Consider the following 21,522-nt stretch of genomic DNA (forward strand, 5'->3'; position numbering starts at 1 on the left):
ATTTAAATTAATGATGCAATGATATTGATGCCCATAGCCAGAATACTAGTATTAAAAAAGAAGGATATCACTCCATGTATTAAAGCCAAGCGTCTCATAGAACGTGAAGTTGTCTGAATATCAGAAACTTGGCTAGTCATCCCAATTACAAAGGAAAAATATAAAAAATCCCAGTAGTCAGGGTCACGATCATCAGGAAAATCCAATCCTCCAGCCTCTTCATAACTACTATCATGGCTAACATTGTGATAATAATTATGTGCATATTGCAGCGCAAATAGTGTATGCACTAGTAGCCAAGAACTAAAAATTGTGATTACTGAAAGGACAATATGTAACGTTAATATGATTGCGGAAATGCCTTTTTTGTCACTGAGCAAAAATCCTATAGCTAAAACACTAACACAAGCAGCAATAATGATCAGTGTAAGGATTACTACGCGTCCTTCGTATTCATGCTGGGCATAACGCCGCATCTTATCTGGAGTCGCTTTTACCATTTTGCCTAAAGTTAAGCTTAAGAAACAACCAGTTCCCACATTCCAGGCGCAAAGAATTCGAGTCGCTAGATGTAGCCAACTTGGGAGTAATAATGAGATCACTACAGCAATCCCCGCAGAAATTAGCAATCGAGGTCGAGCATCAAAATTTTTAAACAACTTCTTTCAGAAAAATCAACTTTAATTTACTCTACGCCGTAAGAATTATATATGCGATCGCCATCCTCAATTCTCCTGAAAGGCGATCGCACCAGTTCTACCTATTTGCTTTACTAAACACTCGGTAATACAGCCATGTACTAGTCTCCTTGAAGGGAAATAGCAAGTAAGTCAGAGGATTAATTGTCACAACAATATTGCGAAAATCTCGGACTGCCAAAAATAGAATGAATTGCGCCACTTGTGTTGCTGACATTACACCATAAGGATTAAGTTGACTTTTAAACGGGCCGAGAATTAACTTGCGAATAATGCAATTACCTTCCAAGCGTTTAAGAGTCACAATATTACCCAAGGTGCGTTTACTCAGTTCATAAAGTGGACTCAGTGCTGGCGACACTTCCGCCTCAGAAGTATTCACCCAAATTTCTTTAGTGGCTTTGTCTTGTGGCCCTGTCACCGTTGTCAAAAAGACATCCATCAAACGCAATGCCGAAAAGGTATTAACCTCATAAGATGAATTGATGGCTTGGGGTGTGCGATCGCCATAGACATTCACACCATGATTGATAATCAAAATATCTGCTTTTGCTAAAGTATCTCGCAGTTGTACTTCATTCCCCAATTCCCAAGTCAGCGCCATTACCCCTGTTTGGGTGGCTAACTTCTCTGGATTTGTCGTGATGGCTAAAACTTTTGCATTGCGTTTGAGAAGTTCCCCTGTTAATGCTTGTCCTAAAGTCCCAGACGCACCAGTAATGGCGATAGTTTTACCTTTGAGAGAAAGTCCAGTACCGAGAATTTTATCTACAAGCGGAAACACCCCGCTGTAATAGGCGTTAACATCATCAAAATGATGTCGCCAATGGTAAGCACGATTCACCCACAAAGTTGAAGGAATTATTTCTAAAGGGCCGGGTAAATGGTTGTAGTCGGTATCAATTTTGCCTTGGAAATACCGCAACGATGCACCATACAAAAAGGTGTAAGCATACGCTACCCCTAACCATAACCCCCATTGGTGGCCTAATAAAGCTGCGATCGTCAAGATGACTACTAAAAGAATCGACTCTACAATGTCGTGATAAAGCTGGGACTCTTGATAAAGTTTGAGAGAAACTACCGATAAATCTCGGCGATATGCCGCATGATGTTTGTTATGCCATTTAGCCAACCAACTAACTTGGTGACACAAAGCATGGTAAATATCCCTGATTACCTCAGCCAGCAACAGCGAAAAAACTCCCCAAGCCACGAACTGCAAACAAGTATTTACCAGCGGCCAATTCATTTGTATATTTGCTTCAATTCCCATCCAGCTTTGGGCTAACATCTTGATCATATTTATCAGTACGTCATTATCTTAAACAATCTTTATATTCTGACAAGATTAGCAAACTTGATACAGTGAGTTGAAAATTTTGAAACTTAATCTGCAAAAAGTGAAGCAGGCTAATATTTACACATGTGTATTATCAGCCTGCGATTAATTAATATTGTTATACAGCAGATTCTAGGTGAAGGAGGCACAGATTTTGAGAACAAAGCAATATACCAAAAGGTTTTCTGCTGTAAGTTTACTTACCCAAAGGCATTCTATTAGAAAAAATTGCTACGCTTCAACCTATCACCTCTTTAACTCCTATCCACCCAGTTATTTTTCTGCGTTGACTGATATAACTTCTAACTTGAATATTTTCTTGAAGCTCAGGTTTATTAGGTACTTCTTCTTTGATAACTTCTGCAAACCAACTCGAATGCTCACCACTGAATACAGGCATATCTTGCCAGCAGTGGCGGCAAAACCAAGTAATTTCAGAACCGTGTACATGTCTTAAAAGTACATCAGAGCAACAAGGACAGTAATTCATATTTTTCTACAATTAAATTGATATAAAGAGGTTTTAAAAATTAAGTCAGCTAGTTGAGCAACCTGTTGTCATTCAAAAACTGTCTATACTTACGAGGATAGTTAGGGAATATGAGAAAGTTGTGAAGATAACAATATTAATCAATCTTTCGTAATATTTATACAATATTACTTAAGTAATAACCCTAGGTAGCCCCAAATAAAATTTACAACTACTGTCAATAAAGTGTTTAGTACTACTAAGATTTATACGGATAAATTTCTGAAGAGAAGGTATTGATGACAAGGGACAAATGACTAATGACAATCTCAACCAGAGAATTTGCAACTTGAATGCACACAAACTTATCGAGCTTGTTCTTAAAAACTAGAACAAGCTCGATAGCCTCATATTTGTAATGAATTTAATTGAACTATCTTCTGGTATTAGAGCGATTCCCTTCAGGAGGATGAGCAGGAACACCCAAGGCATCTTTGAGTTTTTGTTCACTAACACCTAACTTCTGGGCGGCGGCGGCGAAATCGGGGCGGGGTGGGCGTTGTCCTTGACCTTGGCCTGGAGGATGAGCAGGAACACCCAAGGCATCTTTGAGTTTTTGTTCACTAACACCTAACTTCTGGGCGGCGGCGGCGAAATCGGGGCGGGGTGGGTGTTGTCCTTGGCCTTGGCCTTGACCTGGAGGATTAGCGGGAACACCCAAGGCATCTTTGAGTTTTTGTTCACTGACACCCAACTTCTGGGCAGCAGCGGCGAAATCGGGGCGGGGTGGGCGTTGCCCTTGTCCTTGACCTTGACCTGGAGGATGAGCAGGAACACCCAAGGCATCTTTGAGTTTTTGTTCGCTGACACCTAACTTCTGAGCAGCGGCGGCGAAATCGGGGCGGGGTGGGCGTTGTCCTTCTGGTGGTTGGTCAGAAGGTTGTGAAGCTTGGGCAAGTTTATACACTGGATTAGCTGCATTTGCTTGATTGAGTGAAATTACGCCAAATGTACCAGTGAGAATTGAAATTGCTGTTACGACTATGGCTTTGTTCAGTTTCATGATCATCCTCTAGAAAGTTAAGTTGCTTATGTTTTTTATTTAACCGAATCAAAATTACAGTTCGCCCTGATTGTGGATTACAGTTTTGTAATTTTTGTGCATAGTATTTTGCCAAAATCACACCATCTGAAGCCCAACATCAAAGGTGGCGGTGTAACCTTTTCCATTGCTTGTTAGTTTGAGTAGCATTTGCTCGCCACCATCTTGAAAAATGCCGTCATCAGCATTCTTGAGCGTGCGTTGTCCCTTGCTGGCGTAGGGTGCTTGGGTGTAAATGCGATCGCTCATGGCATCATCAAAATATAGTTGCGATGTAAACTCATAACCCTGTCCTAATTTCTTCTCTGCACGCACTTTAAAGTGGATATGAACGGTTCTACCTTGATACCAACCAGGGTAAATAGTTGTGAACTGAACATTTCCCTGCGCGTCGGTAACTTGATAACCACGTAAGAACTTTTTGCCCACAGTGTTAAAACTTTGGTCTGTTACGTCTGAATAGACACCTAATGCGTCACAGTGCCAAATATCCACGATCGCACCTGCAAGGGGTGTACAGCTACTACCTCCAACTTGAGAAATATGCAGCTTTAATTGGAGGGGTACGCCTGCTTTGACCGAACCATCCACCGGATCAGCGCGAATATCAGCGCGATTGAGCTTTTCATCGACAAAATACGGCCCTTCAGTTTGCTGTGGACTAACGACACATCCAGGTAATGACGCAGACTTGACTGTAGATGATGCTGGGGAGGTTACACTTATTTGTCCTTGTGTAGAAATGGACTTTTTCGGCATACATCCCACTACAAATATTGCAGTTCCACCTGCCCTAAATAAACCCAGTGCTTCTCTGCGACTTAATAGGCGATTATTGATGTTCATCAGGTTTAATTATTTGGTATTACTTAATCAGTCAGATTTACAAAGATTAGTTGTTCACATTGAGTGTGTAACCTAACACCTAAAATCCCTTTACCCCCCTTTGTCTAATTCCTTGATTGTTCTTCTGGCTATTTAAGTCTTGATGATTATGATTTGTGTTCTGAGAATTCACTTGGGGAGGACGTTTTTTCTGCTGTGGATAGGCTTGTTGATGTTTAATTTGTGGTTTTTTATTAGGACTTAATTGCTCGGCAATTTGTGTGTGGCGATGAGAAGAAGTTTCGGCATTTGCCTGATTAGTTCCCACAAAACCAAATGTACCAATCATAAAGGGAATTGCTGCGACAGTTAATAATCTACGGATATTCATCACAGTTAACCTCGAAAATTTATGTTGCTGACATTTATGATTGATCCACTTTAAAATTACAGATAGCCTATTTTATAAATTACATTTTTGTAATTTGATCAAAGAATGCACAAGAGGTTATTGAAAAAGAGCGATCGCAATTCTTGACTATGAAAAAATGCTCTAAATTACAGATTTGTAATTTAAGTTACAAGATAACAAACCTATAATGAAACAATCAGTGAACTAGTGAAAGCTTGTGAATGTTCTGTTTGTCGAAGATGAAGCAAAAATTGCTAACTTCGTCCGGGCTGGACTGAAGGAACAGGGATTTGTCGTAGACTATTGCGACAACGGTGATGATGGATATCTGCGAGCAATGGATAACGAATATGATGCCATTATTCTGGACATTATGGTGCCGGGAAAAGATGGTTTATCGATTCTCAAACAACTGCGTGGAGAAGGGCGGAATGCTCCGGTAATTTTGTTAACGGCTCGTAATGAACTAGACGATCGCCTCGCTGGTTTAAACTTGGGAGCCGATGATTACATTGCTAAACCCTTTTTTGTGGAAGAATTAGCGGCGCGGATTCATGCGGTGGTGCGTCGGAGTGTAGGCGATCGCCAAAATTTGCTGGCGGTTGGGTCAATCAAACTTGATCGCATCACGCGGGAAGTTACCTGCAATCAACGCGCGATAGAACTTACTAGCCGTGAGTTTAATTTACTGGAATATCTGATGCGCTCTCCCGGTCGAGTTTTCACCCGTACCCAAATCTTAGAACACATTTGGGGTTATGATTTTAACCCTAATACTAACGTTGTGGATGTCTGCATTCAGCGCATTCGCAAAAAAATTGACCCGATTGATGAAACAAATTGGATTGAAAGCATTCGCGGCGTTGGCTATCGGTTTCGCAAACCAGACAATCAATCGTGAAACAACTGCGATCGTTTCGACTCCGCATTGCGCTGTTATCTGCGACTCTAGCTGGCACTACATTAGTCGGTTTTGGTGCAGTATCTTGGTTTCAGATTTACAATGCCAAAATTAGCCGCTTAGATGCAGAACTGTTAAATCAGTTGCTCCGCGCCAACCGTCCCCCAGAGACAGAAAAATTACCTCCCCGTCCAGAACTATTACCTTCTGAATTTGGTACGAATTCAAAAACCCCCATCGCCTTACTGATACTGGATACTAACGGTCAGACAATCCGTGAATTTAACTCCTTATCTGCGGATACCGAGGTGAAAGGTCTACTAATTCAGCGTCTGAAGTTAGCACCTGCGCCACCGTCTATTCCCCGACAACGACCGCCTGTAATTTTTGGCACAAATCAGCCTGTAAAACCACCACCTCGCCCAATTCCACCACAATTTGTCACGGAACACACCGCAAAAGCAACTTGGCGGATTGGCGCAGCTAAATTTCCGAATGCTCAAGTGGCTTTTGCCGTTAGTCTACAAGCCGTCAATCAAGAAATGGCGAGCATTCGCAACATCTTCCTCATATCAATTCCGGGAGCTTTAGTTCTGGTTGCGGTTGGGGCTTGGTTTGTTTCTGGTGGGGCGTTGCGTCCTATCCGCCAATTAACCGGGGTAATTCAACAGGTGACAGTCCAAGGGCTAGATCAGCGGATTCCCAGTGAGACAACAGATGTGGAATTTGTAGAACTGATTCGGGTGTTTAACCAAATGTTAGAACGTCTGGAACGCAGTTTTACCCAAGCTTCACGCTTTAGTGCAGATGCAGCCCATGAACTAAAAACCCCATTAACTATTTTGCAAGGTGAATTGGAGCGATCGCTCCAACAAGTTGAGCCGGGAAGTGAAGTGCAGCAACGCTTGAGCAATCTGTTAGATGAAGTGCATCGCTTGAGTGGAATTATGCGAAAACTCTTGCTGTTATCTTTAGCAGATGCAGGCAAAATGAGCTTGTATCTGGCTAATGTGAATATGTCTGAGTTGCTACTGGAGATTGTCGAAGATGTAGAATTGCTGGCTCCTCACTTGAGTGTGCAAACTGACATTCCTGATAATTTGCAGGTAAAGGGCGATCGCGATTTACTCATACAAGTTCTCCAAAATCTGCTGAGTAATGCAATTAAATATAATTTTGCTGATGGCTGGATTAAGATTCAGGCGTATCAAACACAAAAAACTCTTAAAGTTACAATTGCCAATTCATCAAAAGATATTTTAGCCAGCGATCGCGATCGATTATTTGAGCGCTTTTATCGCGGTGATCCGGCTCGTACCCGTAAAGTAGAAGGAATCGGGCTGGGACTCAGCCTCGCCCGCGAAATTGTCCGGGCGCATCAAGGCGAACTCGCGCTGGATTCTCTAACTTCTGGTCAAACAGGGTTTACTCTCACTTTACCCATAGCATAGTCAAATTTGTCTTACATAGAGATTTTTTACTCTTGCTCTCAGATAGGTTAATACTTGGCACTTTGTTATAAAAAAGGTTCTACCTCGGAAGTATTTATCAGCTTGACTTTTAGGAGCGACCAATTAAATTAACGTTTTACAAATCACACTTCTTAAACTCTAGATGTGGGTTTTAAAAATAGCCATGCAACAAAAAATGTCGCTGCTGTAAATAGTTGCGTTAAATCCAAAGCAGAGAGATAACCATCTGCAAAAGAAGCAATGCTGCGATCGGTAATGCCAAATACCCAAGATGAGAGTCCAAATAGCCAAATCCCATTCTTGAGATTGCCTACGAACTCTTTAGGGTCGGCTTTTTTTTGGTCTTTCATGTCTTCTACTCCGATGGTGGAAAATCTAGTATCTGCAAATGAGAGCTTTTGAACTTCCGACACTGATCTATAACTATATTAATAAATATTTCATAGTGTTGACTAAACTACCTAAAGATACATCTAAGGATGCTGACAATTAACCTTTGGTAGTCTTATCTATGGAAGTAGGTTATAAACCGTGACTTTCTCCCTAAGTCCTGCTACTGAAAACCTCATTATGATGAAATTAAGTCACAATGGTAGTAGGCAATCATAGAGGGTGCTGCTATGGATCGTCTAATTCAAATCATTCGGAACTTTTTTATTCGCCTTGAAGGCTATTTTTCTATTGTTTTCAAGGGATTTTTGAGTGTTTTTGGCAATATTTTTGGCTTTTTTGCTAAAATTTTCGGATTTACTAACTCTGGTTACTATTTGGAATCTGATGCGGCGCAAACTATCCAGCGAGTTGCAGATAAAGAACCCATAAAAACAGAGCAAAAGACTAATTCGGAAAAGCCTACATTTACACGTCGTCGTTCTCAGTCCAAAGTAGAGGATTATTACCTCAACATGGCTCGTGATGTTGGAAAGAAATAAAAATTAATTTTCAATATCGGTTTTGCAGGGTGGGTTACTTGGTTAACACACCCTGCACATATACGCTAATATTGGAAAGTGTCTTCAAAAAGTAGAAATATTTAAGTATTTATACTTACTTTGATTTTAAGCCACAACAAAATCCCCAGAAAAATCCTACTCATCAGTTTGAGAATCATCAAACCGATGTACTATACAAGTAAATTTTTAACAATTAACAATGGTAGAACGCCCAATTAAGAAATCGGAACGTCAGGCTCAAGCAAATACTGACAATAATTCAGAAAATTCTGATTCTGCGCCTTCTATTGAATCTCATCCTAAACGCTCAAATTCTAGAGATAATCGCTCCTCTGGTAAAAGAAAAAAAGACTCTGCTAAGGATGAAATTAAACAGCAGGTTAATCCTGCTTTAGCGCGTGGGCCAAAACCTGTTAAAGCTCCAGTTATTGTTAAATCGGAGCCTGAAACTGACGCGGAGCAAGTCTCTGAAGAGTCTCAATCTGAAGAATCATAAGCCTCTAACTTCAGACTCAGTAAAGTAAAGTCAAGGTATTTTTTGCCTTGGCTTAATTTTTCAGAATTAACGACATCATGTAAATGAATTTTAGATTTTGCATCTTCAATCTCAAATTCATTTACTTCTATTCTTCAGTTGGTGGTTGCTCTTTGTCGCTAAGTTTAACCAAGCTTTCTAAGCCATACCACAGCAAAAGATATAAAGTGGTTGTTTTCCATCGAGCCAAGGGCGGAAGCAATCTTTTCAGGACGATCGCCACTACAGTAAAGGGTATAATTACTCGCAAGTCTACGCTCTCTTTAGTAATATTTGTGACTTGCTGATTAAATTTAAATAGTGTTTGAGTTAACTTTGCAGGCTGGGATTTTTCGCCTGGATTGACTATGATGACTAGCCCTTGAGCCTGTAATTTATCTATGATTTCGGCAAAATTGCTGTTTTCGGCTGGTGTATATATTGTAATGCTACCTGTTTGAGAATTCACCTTAACTTGATCAATCTGCGGAAAAAAGACTTTGAGGTAATTAGCAATTAGCTGAATTTCCGCTTTTTCTTGGTGTTGAGGGGAAATTCTCGGCCGTAGTCGCCCCGGAGTCTGACTAACAATTTGAATATATATTGGTGTGGATAAATTCTCTAAAGGTAGTTCTGGCATAAAACCTCCGCTACACCCAACATAATATGTCGCCCAATTTTTGAGTTTACTGAATATCAATAATTGATTCTGGGGAATTCAATTTTAGAACATTATCTACATTTGATGTGCGTTTGGCGATCGCATCCATAAATAGCTCTTCATACTTGGCAATTGCTTGTTCACAAGCATAATGCTCAACGGCAAACTGTCGGCCTTGCTTGCCTAAATGCTCTCGGCGCTGTGGATGATAATACAACTCTAAGATGGCATCTGCTAAGGCATCTGGGGATTCTGGCTCGACAACTACCCCTCCGCCACTTTCTTGAATTGCTTTAGCCGCCGTACCTGTTGCTGGTACTGAACCCACAATTGGCCGATCACTCGCCAACAGCAGAGGAATCTTAGAAGGCATATTAAAGGAAATGACATTGCGTTTCTGCACAATTAACCCAACATCAGCAGTAGCTAACATTTGTGGGAGTTGTTCGCGCGGCTGCAACGGTAAGAGTAATACATTATCTGCGCCACAAGATAAACAATATTGTTGTAATCTTCTTAATGCGATCGCTTCCCCAGCAATCACAAAGGTAATTTCTGGAATATGACCTAACTTAGCCGCCGCTGCGACGACTGTTTCTAAACCTTGAGTCAAGGCAATATTACCAGAATACATCACCACAAATTTTCCATCTAATTGATGGGTCATTTTCCAGGGATTATGCTCTTTTGGCAGTGGATAAATGAAATTGACATTTACCCAGTTCGGAATACAAATTATTTTTTTAGCAGATATACCTTTATTCACTAAATTTTCTAAAAAACCATCAGCAATCACGCTGATGGTTTGAGCATTTTGATAAGCAAATTTCTCTAATAACTCACAAAATCGAATCATCCTCTTATTAGTCATTAACCCAACGCGCACTGCTGCTTCTGGTAGAATATCTTGCACATTTAACACTACTGGGCAATTGTATAGTTTGCCTAATAAAGCGGCAGGCAATGTCACTAATAACGGTGGTATCGTCAGCAAAATTATATCCGGTCGTTTACCTCTCAAGGCTTGCGGCAAACTAGTAACGATAAAACTTAACTCCAACAGTAATCTATCTAGTAAATTGGGTTTTGACTTAATTCGCAAATAACTGCGTTGAATAGTTACCCCATTAATTTTTTCTGTAACATACCACTTACCCTGATAGCCTTGATAAATTTCTCGTTGGGGATAGTTGGGCATTCCTGTAATTACCCGCACTTCATGACCTTGTTTGACTAGTCCTTCTGCTAGTTCAGTCATTAAAGGTGCAATTCCAATTGGTTCTGGATGGTAGTTATAGGAATAAATCAAAATCTGCATGTGTTATTTATAAAATATTTTTAGTAATTAGGCTGAGTTTCAGGATAGGTTTTTAGCTGTTTAGTGAGTTAAATTAATAGGTTATGATTTAGTAAAAATTTTTTCAATAGTTAGATGGAAAAATTAAAAAATTGTATGTATGGTCTGCACTTTGATTTGATTTGGCATGGAGATTATATCAACTCAGATGAAATTAAGACAGACTGATCTACACATTGAACACAAAAAAAATGTAAATTTTAATTATTGTCTGGTGTAATTAAGCTTTAAAAAAGGATGATTCATATTGATAGGGTAAATTACTCAGGAGCAACCTAAGTTTACCATTGAGTTTGTGACTGAAGAGGAAAAGCGCCAGGGTGCAAGGGAAAAGACCCCATAAATAAATTTAGGGGGCAGGGGGGCAGGGAGCAGGGGGAGAATTATCTATAGCCTGGATTTAGAGAATTGGTATTAGTTATAATTCCAGAAATCTGTGCAGAAATGTAAAAACCTGCTTCTTCTGCTCCCTCTACGGTCTTTATGATAATTATTTCACCGAATTATTGGTGGATGCAGTTCATGATGGCTACTGATTAGATGTTCAGGCTATTTCTGATTTGCTGCACGATCGCACCTAAATCTTGGGAGATATCAATATAAGTTGCTTCGGCTGTGGTTGGCGCTTCTAGGGTATCAAACTGGCTTTGTAAAAGATTGGCTTGCATAAAATGACCGTGGCGATCGCGCAATCTGTGTTCAATCAACTCATAACTGCCTGTGAGGTACACTAGCTTTACCCGTGAATCATCACCACAAAGAATCTGACGATAACTAGCTTTTAAGGCTGAACAAGCCAAGATGACATTTTTTTCGGCTTGTAACCATTGGGCGCTCGCTGTTTGCAATAATTCTAACCAAGGTTGGCGATCGGCATCAGTTAGTGGTTCCCCTCGGCTCATTTTTGCCTTAGCAGCAGCTGAATGAAAGGTGTCTGCATCGTCAAATTCCCACTCTGTTGCTGCTGCAAGTGCTTGACCAATGGTGGTTTTACCGGAGCCAGCCACTCCCATGATCAGAATTATCATTTGTAATTAGATAATACTACAAGGTGTAGAGGTAACAGGGTATAGGTGTTCAAAACCCTTACACCCTCATACCCCTATACCCTTACACCCAATCTCAAAAGACCATCTGTGTGGGTGAATCTCTCCTTTACGCTAACCCGACTAACTTTTCGCTCAAATCCCACAGGCGTTCAGCTTTAGCATCATCCCGTGCTTGGGGAGAAACTCTCTGCACAAAAGATTTACCCTCTTTCTTCTGACGATTTCCCCAACTCCAATAAGCACCAGATTGCTTATATTCTGGCTCAATAACTACTGCTGCAACCCTTTCTCCTGCTAATTCCTGAGATACATATCCTCCGGTGATGTATTTCTGGAACAAGGGGAAAAGCTTTTGGAACAAAGGATAGTGGTTGCGAAATAGAGGTGTTTCAGCCACACATCCCGGATAAAGAGAAGTGAAGGTAATCCCTGTTGATTCGTGATAACGTCGATGCAGTTCGCGCATGGTTAACACGTTACAGACTTTACTATCTTTGTAAGCTTTGACAGGTTCAAATTTCTTGCCATCAATCATAGAAATTGGTGATTTAAAGCCTGCAACAAAGCCTTCTAATTCACCCAAGTCTGGACGCGGCGGAATTTTACCACCCAGTTCGTCGGGGTTGTGGGTGACAGTTCCCAAAATTACCATTCGCTTATCCGCAGCCGGAGATTTTTTCAAATCCTCAAGCAAGAGTTTACACAGCAGAAAATGACCAAGGTGATTGGTGGTCATGGTTAACTCATAACCTTCGGGACTGCGTAACGGTTCTTTGATTAATGGCATATAAATAGCCGCGTTACCCACCACAGCATCTAAGGATTGACCACTGGCTCTAAAGTTGTTGACAAACTGGCGGACGCTATCCAATGAACCCAGATCAATGTGCATAAGAGTATAGCTGTCCTTGGGTATCCCCACTTCTTGGGCAGCTTTTTCAGCCTTCACCAAATCTCGGCAGGCCATGACAACGTGCCATCCTCTGCGAGCAAATGCTTTTGCAGCGTACAAACCTACCCCAGAGGACGCACCTGTGATTACAACCGTTGACTTACGATCCTGTGCCATTGCTATTCAGACTCTGTTATCGCCTTTTACTATCTTCTGGATTTTACATCACTGGGTTATACAGATAATCTATCAATTTTTCCTTAATACTTGTTAACAAACCAGAAGAATCAATCTAGGCTGACAGATAATTGCGAAATCTGAAGATGATATCTATTTACAATGCTGACTATCGAGAATCTTCAGGCGATCGCTTGCCAGTTCCCCGCAGATGCGATCGCGTTTTTCATTCCTGAAAATAATTGTTTTTGAGAAGTATTGATATAATTGCTGCCAATTTTATTCCTGCTAATTTAAATCAGAATGGTGGGCATAACCCACCAAAAAAGCCTATTTAATTTTTATTTTATAATAAACATTCTCTAGTTTGATGATGATTGATAAACATTTCCATGTCATACTCAATATTGTCTAAGACAATAGAAAAATTAGTTCTGTCGTATTCGCCCTCACAAAAAGTTTCCATATACAAGTTACTAGCTGAATTATCAATATATGCTTTCATAAACATAAACAATAAATTCAGTTCATTCACATATTCTAAGAGATTAGGTCTATTTACATTGAAGTTACAAGAATAAAGAATTCTAATTAATACACCTCGATTTGGTACATTTTTAACTATCAAACCATGCTTTCTGGGATGACGACATAAAAGTAACTCATCTTCTTCGTCAACCTGATATCCATTGAATTCTAAATGATTGCGATATCTGACTAAAGGGTGAGCTAAATAATCACCGATATTAATTTCGGACATGGGTATAAACCTCACAAATTTCTTAACCCATTAGACTGGTTAAACTTAGTATTCCCACTTAGAGAGCATTTATCAACTAAATGGTGAAATAGCCAGGTGATGTATCACCATCAGAACTTGTGCATAATAACTATGCCAGATGGATTGACAGAACTTAGATGCAGCAAGCAATAGGTATCGCTTTTACAAGACGTTGCTAAACACGTTTAAGTTTAAATAAGCAGTATGCTTTCACCATAGAGCTTACTGCCACAACAAAAGCTTGGATGAAATTGTAGCAATAACCATTACTTTTTGTTGTGAGAATCACCGCCGAGATAACTAAGTTATGACTTCGTACTGCAACAAAAAATCAAGGGTTTAGAGAAGGATAAAAGGGTATAGGAGTTTTAAGTATTTAAAACTCTTACACCCCACACCCTTAAACCCCATCTCAATAACTAACCTTTGTGCATCAGTCTTGTAAACTTTAGCCTGTATACCAAGCAGCACCAAGTCTGTCTTTAGTAGCTAGAGTAGATTCTGTGGCTTTTGTGCCATTCATTGTCCAAATCTTATCTGCACCTGATGCTTGATCGCGCCAGTAAACATCAGTTTTGCCATCACCATTGAAATCACCAAAGGATGGTGTCAAAGATGCGCTATTGCTGGGGAGGAATGCTTCAGATTTAACTGCTGTACCATTCATTAACCAAGCGGTGTTCTCGCCAGTCTTCTGATTGTGCCAGAAGATATCAGTTTTGCCATCACCGTCGAAATCACCAATGTTAGCTTGCCAAGATGAATCAAGTGTCTTAGCAGCACCTTCAGTGACGACGATACCGTTCATTGTCCAAATTTTGTTTTGACCGGTGGAAGTATTTCGCCACAGAATATCTGTCTTCAAGTCACCGTTAAAATCACCCAGGATAGGAGTTAAAGAGGAAGATTGAGATTGTAAACTAAACTTACTGGCTTTTGTGCCATCCATAAACCAAGCACTGTTCGCACCAGTGTTGGCATTACGCCAAAAGATATCACTCTTGCCGTTACCGTCAAAATCAACCACAGTTGGAGTTAAGCCTACTGCTGTAGTTTCTACAACATTGGCACTAGAAACTTTTGTGCCGTCCATCAACCAAACGGCATTTTGACCAGTTTTAGCGTTATTCCAGAAAATATCTGTTTTGCGATCGCCATTGAAATCACCAATTAAAGGATTCCAGTTAGCATCTACTTTTTCTAAAGCTGCTGTACTTGCAACTTTTGTGCCATCCATGAGAGCTACTCTGTTCTCTCCTGTCTGTTTATTCCGCAATAAAAAGTCGGTTTTGCCATCATTATTAAAATCGGCAATTTTGTAAGTCCAAGCGTTGATATCAAACTTACCTACAGAACCTTGTGAGAGAACTTGTCCACCATCCATCAGGCGAATCACAATCTCACCTGTTTGAGCATTCACCCACATTTTGTCTACTTTGCCATCACCGTTGAAATCGGGGGCAATTGCAGCACTTCTTAAATAAGGGTTGGGGTTCGCACTTGTTGTGAATTCTGATGTTGAACTTTTTTGTGTTGCTAAAGAATTTATTTCTAATGAAGATGCACTACTGCTGGAAAAATTCTTACCAATTCCTTGTGCATTATCTAGAGTTTCTAACAATGCACTTGATTTTTTCAAAGATTGAGAAAACAGATTTGTTTGTAATGGTGAGGATTTTGAAGTTGAAGACATAGTGCTTTCTAATCACTGGTTGTCTTCAAAGTTTTAACCGATGAATCATAGTCATTTCTGTATTCTAAGAACAATTATTGTTTTTTTTGGTTTTTTAAATAAACATTTTTTTAATTCAAATATCAAGGTTTATATACATAAAAAATTTGTCATAAATCATTTGCATAAAATTTGCAAGTCGTGAATAATCAATCATTTAGTTTGTCAGCAAAATTTATTTATGTCAGGTTTTAAATATATAAAATAAGTCTGTTATCTACTTATCAGTAAGAGAAAATAAAAATGCCCAACAAAAACAAAACTGGACTCATCAAAAAGTTTAACGTGTTGGTCATAAAAGAACGAACAGTATCTAAAGAAGTAGAAAATATTAGTTAAAATAACTGAAACAAGCAACTACTAAGAGGCTTTATCTGTATAGCCACGTTGCGAAAAGTGTAAAATAACACTGTAATTTAACTGACAAATTGAACAGCTATGCAATCAGAATATCGGCAGCGTCGGGAGCAGTTAATAGCAAAAATTGGGAATGGGACTGCGATTTTTCGGAGTGCGCCAATGGCCGTTATGCACAACGATGTGGAATACGCTTATCGGCAAGATAGTGATTTTTTTTACTTAACAGGCTTTAATGAAGCGCAAGCCGTAGCAGTGTTAGCACCAAATCATCCCGAACATCGTTTTGTTTTGTTTGTCCAACCAAAAGACCGAGAAAAAGAAGTATGGTCTGGTTATCGCTGTGGTGTAGATGCAGCCAAAGAAATTTATGGTGCAGATGCAGCTTATCCGATTAATGAATTAGATGAAAAATTGCCCCAATATCTGGAAAAAGCCGATCGCATTTATTATCACTTGGGGCGCGATCGCCATTTTAATGAAAAAATTTTAGAACACTATCAAAGTTTGCTGCGGACTTATCCCAAACGAGGTACAGGGCCAATTGCCATTGAAGATACCTGTGCAGTACTTCACAGTATGCGGCTGATTAAAACAGAAGCCGAATTAGAAATGATGCGCCAAGCAGCGGCGATCGCCGTGGAAGCACATAATCAAGCAATGGCGATCGCTAAACCAGGACGTTATGAATACGAAATTCAAGCCGAAATTGAACGGATATTTCGACTCAGAGGCGGAATGGGGCCAGCTTATCCGTCGATTGTGGCTTCTGGGGTGAATGCTTGCGTTCTCCACTACATTGAGAATCATCGCCAGATGCAGGATAAGGAATTGCTATTAATTGATGCGGGTTGTGCATACAGTTATTACAACTCAGATATTACTCGTACATTTCCGGTAGGTGGCAAATTTACGCCCGAACAAAAGGCATTATATGAAATTGTCCTAGAAGCCCAAAAACAAGCGATCGCCCAAGTACAACCAGGTAATACCTTTAAAGTAGTTCACGATACTGCTGTGCGCGTCCTTACCGCAGGCTTAATTGACCTTGGCATTCTCAAAGGCGAAATTGACAAAATCATCGAAGAAGAAAAATATAAACCATACTATATGCACCGCACCAGCCATTGGTTAGGCTTGGATGTGCATGATGTTGGCGTTTACCAACACGGTGACGACAAACCACAGATTTTACAACCTGGTCAGGTGTTAACAGTAGAACCTGGACTTTACATCGTACCAGATACAAAACTAGCCGAAGACCAACCAGAAACAGACCCACGTTGGATTGGTATTGGCATTCGGATTGAAGATGATGTGTTAGTTACACCTACAGGACATGAAGTATTAACAGCTGGAGTTCCCAAAGAAATAGATGAAATAGAAAGAGTTGCTTAGAAAAAACAGAATAATTTTAGATTTGAAATTTCCGCATTAAAAATCCAAAATTGAAGTAGTAGAAGATAGAAGTCAAAAGCAATTTCTGACTTCATACTTCACACTTCATACTTCACACTTTTGAGGTAATTTCAGCAGTTACACGGAAGCTATAAAAAATCAGATCAGTTATTCAGTGAAAGATAGTCAGTACATCTAGCTAGAAAACAATGGTCAGTAATAGTTCTGTGCAGGCAGATAAAAACCAGCGCTTGGTAATGCGCCTGCCACGCACATTGAGTTATCTAGAAACCTGGGGTTTTGGGCTGACGGGTCATGTAGGATGGATTGGCACTGCACCTGTTATCCATGCAGCATTGGGATCTAAAGCAATTTTAGTGTGGTTGTTTGGAGTCATTGTCTCCTGCATTTTAAACTTGCAAATCCAAAGTTTAGGTAAACATTGGTTAGATGTAACAGGAGGAACGCCTAATTATACGGCGCGGCTGCTGAAAAACTTTCCGAATTTAGGTCGCTACGTTGCTTTAGGCTATTATTTTAGCTGGGCAGCAGCACCAGCTTTGTATGCAATTATCCTCACAGACTTAATTAAGGTTAATTTTCAACCTTTGGGCATTTCTTGTCCAGAAACTTTCTTAAAAATTGCATTTACGGTAGTTCCTTTTATTTTGGCATTTAGTGGTACTCGTGCTGTCGCCCTACTTCACCTATTTTTTGTTATTCCCGCAATTTCATTAGTGCTTTTGTTTTGTACTCAAGGCGGAATTTGGTTAGTTTTATCAAAGGGTATTAATTTGTTTCCACCGAATACCCATAGCCTCAGTTTTGGAGAATGGGCTAAGTCTTTTTTCCTAGCTAGTTATTCAGTTTACGCTTGTGAAACCACATCTTCTTTTGTTGCTGATAGTCGTTCTCCGCATAAAACTTTGAAGTTTTTAACTACAGCTACGTGGTTAATTCCGCCAGTATTTCTCGGTGGTTCTTGGGTTTTAATGTGTGCCTCTACTAAACCAGACATTGGTGAAGATACATTCTTAAATTTATTGGCCGCATCGCAACCTTTTTGGGGTCAATTTGCCCCTTTTTTAGTCACACTACTTATTACTTTCTCATGTCTGTTGAGTTGTGCTACAGCCGTTACCAATTCTCCCCGCATTCTTTACCAACTTGCCTTAGATAGTCAGTTATCTCCTGTATTTACAGTAGTTTCTCGTCAAGGTATCTTGGGGCCTGCTATCTTTATTACTTTTTTACTCAGTCTGCTTTGTTTGAATTTAGGCAATGTTTCTCAACTTGTCACCGTAGCAGGCACATGTTATTTGTTATCGATTATGGGGCTGCATCTAGGATTGTGGTTATGTCGCCATCAACCAGAAGTGTTATGGCCTTGGTGGTCATTGGGTTTTTTTTTAGTAGAAGCAGTAGTTTTAGTAGTCGGCGGTTTAGCTTGGAGTTGGTATGAGTTATTAATTGGGCTATTTGTACCCTTTGCACTGATGATAGGAGATGCGGTACTGCGTCGCTGTAACTTTGCACCATTTCACTCTCAATGGTGGACACAGCGTGACGAAGGGAAGTCTAGTAGTTATAATCCAGACTTTGTTGTACTTCAGGTAATTGTTTTAGTTTCTCTTATTTGTAGTTCTGCTATTGGCAGTTGGGTTCTGCGTAATTTATTGGATGGAGACCATAATACGTCGCGAAACTCTTTACTAGCGATCACTTTAGTCATGCTTTCGTTTGTTGGAGTAGCGATCGCTTGCTGGACTACCCTACCACAAATTACGGCTATTGATGAGGCACGCCAACAGGCAAAAAACCTATTTATTACTACCCTCAATACTGTTCCCGACATTGTTTTAGTCCTTGATGAACAAGGTATCATCCTTCAGACCAATGTAGCGGCTGAAGAACTATTTCAAATTAGCACCCAACAGTTAGTCGGGCAGAACTTGAATCAATTCCTCATAGACCATTACGGCAAACCAGAACAATGGGCTATGAGGAGTGAACAAACGCTCAAAATTAACCAAGGCTCATACATTGTTGAGTCTACTGTTTCCCAGCCATCTAATCTCCAACTACGACAATATGTTGTCATTCTGCGAGATATCACTCAGCGCAAACTAGCCGAAGAAGAACTCAAACAATACCGTTGTCAGCTGGAGCAGTTGGTAGCAGAACGTACTATTGAACTCATGAGAGTTAATCAACAACTGCAACAAGATATTATCGAACGACAACGCGCACAAGAACTATTGCTGCACAACAGTTTACATGATGCTCTCACCGGACTACCCAATCAATCGTTGTTTATGGAGCGCGTGAAACAGGCTCTAGAACGCACTAAACAACAAAAAGATTATGTATTTGCCGTACTCTTCTTAGATTTAGACCGTTTTAAGGTCATTAATGACAGCCTGGGACATTTACTCGGAAATCAACTGTTAATTGCTATTTCCCATCGACTCCAGTCAGTTCTACGTGCAGGAGATATGATTGCGCGGTTTGGCGGGGACGAGTTCACAATTTTACTAGACGAAATTGATGGGATTGATGGTGCGATATACGTAGCCGACCGAATTCAAAAGTTACTAGCTTTACCGTTTCAATTAAATGAGCATAAAGTCTTTACTAACGCAAGTATGGGAATCGCTGTGAGTACCCAGAACTATGAGCAAGCTGCAAATATTTTACGGGATGCTGATGTGGCAATGTATTGTGCCAAATCTCTTGGTAAAGCACGTTATGAGGTATTTCATCCCAAAATGCACGAAAGCGCATCTCTGCTGTTGCAGTTAGAAACTGCTATGCGCCATGCACTCATCCAGCAAGAAGAATTTCGCCTCCACTATCAACCCATTGTTTCGCTGCTGACGGGCAAAATTATCGGATTTGAAGCACTGATTAGATGGCATCATCCAGAACGAGGTATCATTTCCCCAGAAGATTTTATTCCCCTGGCAGAAGAAACAGGCATGATTGCTTCTATTGGTCAATGGGTGCTTTATGAAGCCTGTCGTCAATTGCAAGCATGGCATCAACAATTTCCTATTTACCCACCTCTAACAATTAGTGTCAATTTTTCTGGCAAACAAGTTATGCAGCCTGATATTGTTAAACAGGTTAAACAAGTTTTGCAAGACACTGGTTTGGAAGCAGGTACTTTAAAGTTAGAAATTACAGAAAGCTTGCTGATGGATAATTTTGAATTGGCAACTGCTATGCTTTCCCAGCTGACAACCCTGAATATAGAATTGCACATGGATGATTTTGGCACAGGTTATTCATCCTTAAGTTATTTGCACCGCTTACCACTAAAAACTATTAAGATTGATCGCTCTTTTATTAGTAATATTGGCAGTCGAGGGGAAAATTTAGAAATTGTCCGAGCTATTGTGACATTGGCTCACAATTTAAATATGTCAGTCACCGCCGAAGGGATAGAAACATTACAACAGTTAGCCCAACTCAAAGCATTACAATGCGATCAAGGACAAGGATATTTCTTTTTTCCAGCTTTAGAAGGTTCGGCGGTAGAATTACTACTTGCTAGTAATTTATCTGATATGAACTTTTTAGAGGTGTAATATAGCACTTTGTTCTGCTTGAGTTTTTTCCCAAAAATAGCCTACATAAAACCTGATTACTGCACTGTATATCCCCCATCAATCACAAGTGATGTTGCTGTAATATATGAAGCTTTTTCAGAGGCAAGAAATAGAATAGCTTGAGCTACTTCTTGTGGTTTTCCTACACGTTTCATGGGAACTGTAGCCGCAAGTTGATTCATCACCTCTGCTTTTGTCAGACCTTGCCAGTCGGCGAATTGTTGGGTTTGGAATGTCTCAATTATACCTGGACAAACACAATTTACTCTGATGTTTTCAGTTGCTAGGTCATGAGCTAGACTTCGGGTTAATTGGAGAACTGCTCCTTTGGTTGTGTTATATAATGCAAAACCGGGAAAGGCAATCAAAGCAGCTATAGATGCTACGTTGACAATAGCTCCACCACCACGCTTACGGATATGTGGAATAGCATATTTAGCACAGAAAGCATAGCCTTTAACATTTGTTCCTAAAACTTTATCCCAATCCAAATTGGAAGCTTCTTCCAGAGAACCAATTGCTAAAATTCCCGCATTAGCAACCAAAATATCTATATGTTGCCATTGATTCACAACATTTGTTATCCAATCTTGCACCTGACTTTCATTACTAACATCACAGGTGCAAAACATTGCATCTCCACCACTATTTTTTATTTCTTCCAGCAGTGATAAACCACCAGGGGTATCAATATCAGCGATCGCCACTCTAGCACCTTCAGCGGCAAAAAGTTTAGCTGTCTCTCGCCCAATACCAGAACTACCCCCAGTAACTAAGGCTACTTTATTTACTAGCTCCATAAATTCACAGTCCTTGTAA

Annotated in this window: 20 protein-coding genes; 6 read left to right on the top strand and 14 right to left on the bottom strand. The window is 40.1% G+C overall.

Annotated elements, in window-relative coordinates; translation table 11 throughout:
- Positions 1 to 2: 2 nt before the first annotated feature.
- From AC504W_RS21725 to AC504W_RS21750, 6 genes are all read right to left on the bottom strand, one after another.
- Positions 3 to 659, bottom strand: coding sequence for a DUF1345 domain-containing protein (locus AC504W_RS21725; RefSeq protein ID WP_494874293.1), 657 nt, complete (start codon positions 657 to 659; stop codon positions 3 to 5).
- A gap of 97 nt (positions 660 to 756) precedes the next feature.
- Positions 757 to 2,001: a bifunctional sterol desaturase/short chain dehydrogenase gene (locus tag AC504W_RS21730; RefSeq protein WP_494874294.1), complete on the bottom strand. Its 1,245-nt coding sequence runs from the start codon at positions 1,999 to 2,001 to the stop codon at positions 757 to 759.
- A gap of 277 nt (positions 2,002 to 2,278) precedes the next feature.
- Positions 2,279 to 2,530: a hypothetical protein gene (locus AC504W_RS21735; protein ID WP_494874295.1), complete on the bottom strand. Its 252-nt coding sequence runs from the start codon at positions 2,528 to 2,530 to the stop codon at positions 2,279 to 2,281.
- A gap of 412 nt (positions 2,531 to 2,942) precedes the next feature.
- Positions 2,943 to 3,572 (bottom strand): hypothetical protein, encoded by a 630-nt coding sequence (locus AC504W_RS21740; protein WP_494874297.1) that lies wholly within the window; start codon positions 3,570 to 3,572, stop codon positions 2,943 to 2,945.
- Positions 3,573 to 3,689: 117 nt separating this feature from the next.
- Positions 3,690 to 4,457: an intradiol ring-cleavage dioxygenase gene (locus AC504W_RS21745; RefSeq protein ID WP_494874298.1), complete on the bottom strand. Its 768-nt coding sequence runs from the start codon at positions 4,455 to 4,457 to the stop codon at positions 3,690 to 3,692.
- Between the two features lie 79 nt (positions 4,458 to 4,536).
- Complete coding sequence (locus tag AC504W_RS21750) at positions 4,537 to 4,827, bottom strand: hypothetical protein (protein WP_494874299.1); 291 nt, start codon at positions 4,825 to 4,827, stop codon at positions 4,537 to 4,539.
- A gap of 238 nt (positions 4,828 to 5,065) precedes the next feature.
- Here AC504W_RS21750 and AC504W_RS21755 point away from each other — a divergent pair, with 238 nt between their 5' ends.
- Both AC504W_RS21755 and AC504W_RS21760 read left to right on the top strand, forming a co-directional pair.
- Positions 5,066 to 5,749, top strand: a complete 684-nt coding sequence (locus AC504W_RS21755; protein WP_494874300.1) for a response regulator transcription factor — start codon at positions 5,066 to 5,068, stop codon at positions 5,747 to 5,749.
- Positions 5,746 to 7,200, top strand: a complete 1,455-nt coding sequence (locus tag AC504W_RS21760; protein WP_494874301.1) for a sensor histidine kinase — start codon at positions 5,746 to 5,748, stop codon at positions 7,198 to 7,200. The genes AC504W_RS21755 and AC504W_RS21760 overlap by 4 nt, the downstream gene beginning before the upstream one ends.
- 152 nt (positions 7,201 to 7,352) lie before the next feature.
- On the opposite strand, the gene AC504W_RS21765 is transcribed toward AC504W_RS21760, so the two are convergent.
- Positions 7,353 to 7,571: a hypothetical protein gene (locus tag AC504W_RS21765; protein WP_494874302.1), complete on the bottom strand. Its 219-nt coding sequence runs from the start codon at positions 7,569 to 7,571 to the stop codon at positions 7,353 to 7,355.
- 270 nt (positions 7,572 to 7,841) lie between these two features.
- Between AC504W_RS21765 and AC504W_RS21770 the strand changes: the two genes are divergently transcribed.
- Positions 7,842 to 8,153, top strand: a complete 312-nt coding sequence (locus AC504W_RS21770) for a threonine dehydratase (RefSeq protein WP_096579871.1) — start codon at positions 7,842 to 7,844, stop codon at positions 8,151 to 8,153.
- Positions 8,154 to 8,373: 220 nt separating this feature from the next.
- Positions 8,374 to 8,670 carry a hypothetical protein gene (locus tag AC504W_RS21775; RefSeq protein WP_494874304.1) on the top strand — a complete coding sequence of 99 codons (297 nt, stop codon included), beginning with the start codon at positions 8,374 to 8,376 and terminating at the stop codon, positions 8,668 to 8,670.
- A gap of 127 nt (positions 8,671 to 8,797) precedes the next feature.
- On the opposite strand, the gene AC504W_RS21780 is transcribed toward AC504W_RS21775, so the two are convergent.
- The 6 genes from AC504W_RS21780 to AC504W_RS21805 all read right to left on the bottom strand — a co-directional run bounded on the left by AC504W_RS21780 (position 8,798) and on the right by AC504W_RS21805 (position 15,298).
- Positions 8,798 to 9,328, bottom strand: a complete 531-nt coding sequence (locus AC504W_RS21780; RefSeq protein WP_494874305.1) for an HMA2 domain-containing protein — start codon at positions 9,326 to 9,328, stop codon at positions 8,798 to 8,800.
- 46 nt (positions 9,329 to 9,374) lie between these two features.
- Positions 9,375 to 10,667, bottom strand: coding sequence for a glycosyltransferase family 4 protein (locus tag AC504W_RS21785; protein WP_494879408.1), 1,293 nt, complete (start codon positions 10,665 to 10,667; stop codon positions 9,375 to 9,377).
- 575 nt (positions 10,668 to 11,242) lie between these two features.
- The gene (locus AC504W_RS21790) at positions 11,243 to 11,734 is read right to left on the bottom strand and encodes a gluconokinase (RefSeq protein ID WP_494874306.1); all 492 of its coding nucleotides are present in this window, start codon (positions 11,732 to 11,734) and stop codon (positions 11,243 to 11,245) included.
- Positions 11,735 to 11,861: 127 nt separating this feature from the next.
- Complete coding sequence (locus tag AC504W_RS21795; RefSeq protein WP_096579881.1) at positions 11,862 to 12,824, bottom strand: protochlorophyllide reductase; 963 nt, start codon at positions 12,822 to 12,824, stop codon at positions 11,862 to 11,864.
- 346 nt (positions 12,825 to 13,170) lie between these two features.
- On the bottom strand, positions 13,171 to 13,599 hold the full coding sequence (locus tag AC504W_RS21800; RefSeq protein WP_494874307.1) for a DNA mismatch repair protein: 429 nt from the start codon (positions 13,597 to 13,599) through the stop codon (positions 13,171 to 13,173).
- A 454-nt stretch (positions 13,600 to 14,053) separates the two neighbouring features.
- Positions 14,054 to 15,298 (bottom strand): FG-GAP repeat domain-containing protein, encoded by a 1,245-nt coding sequence (locus AC504W_RS21805; RefSeq protein WP_494874308.1) that lies wholly within the window; start codon positions 15,296 to 15,298, stop codon positions 14,054 to 14,056.
- A 477-nt stretch (positions 15,299 to 15,775) separates the two neighbouring features.
- Between AC504W_RS21805 and AC504W_RS21810 the strand changes: the two genes are divergently transcribed.
- Together AC504W_RS21810 and AC504W_RS21815 are read left to right on the top strand one after the other, a co-directional pair.
- Positions 15,776 to 17,092, top strand: a complete 1,317-nt coding sequence (locus AC504W_RS21810) for an aminopeptidase P N-terminal domain-containing protein (protein ID WP_494879410.1) — start codon at positions 15,776 to 15,778, stop codon at positions 17,090 to 17,092.
- A 209-nt stretch (positions 17,093 to 17,301) separates the two neighbouring features.
- Entirely contained in the window at positions 17,302 to 20,682 is a 3,381-nt protein-coding gene (locus AC504W_RS21815; protein ID WP_494874309.1) for an EAL domain-containing protein, read from the top strand.
- 56 nt (positions 20,683 to 20,738) lie between these two features.
- On the opposite strand, the gene AC504W_RS21820 is transcribed toward AC504W_RS21815, so the two are convergent.
- Positions 20,739 to 21,503, bottom strand: a complete 765-nt coding sequence (locus tag AC504W_RS21820; RefSeq protein ID WP_494874310.1) for an SDR family NAD(P)-dependent oxidoreductase — start codon at positions 21,501 to 21,503, stop codon at positions 20,739 to 20,741.
- Positions 21,504 to 21,522 lie beyond the last annotated feature (19 nt).

This window comes from Nostoc sp. C96 (assembly GCF_059384975.1).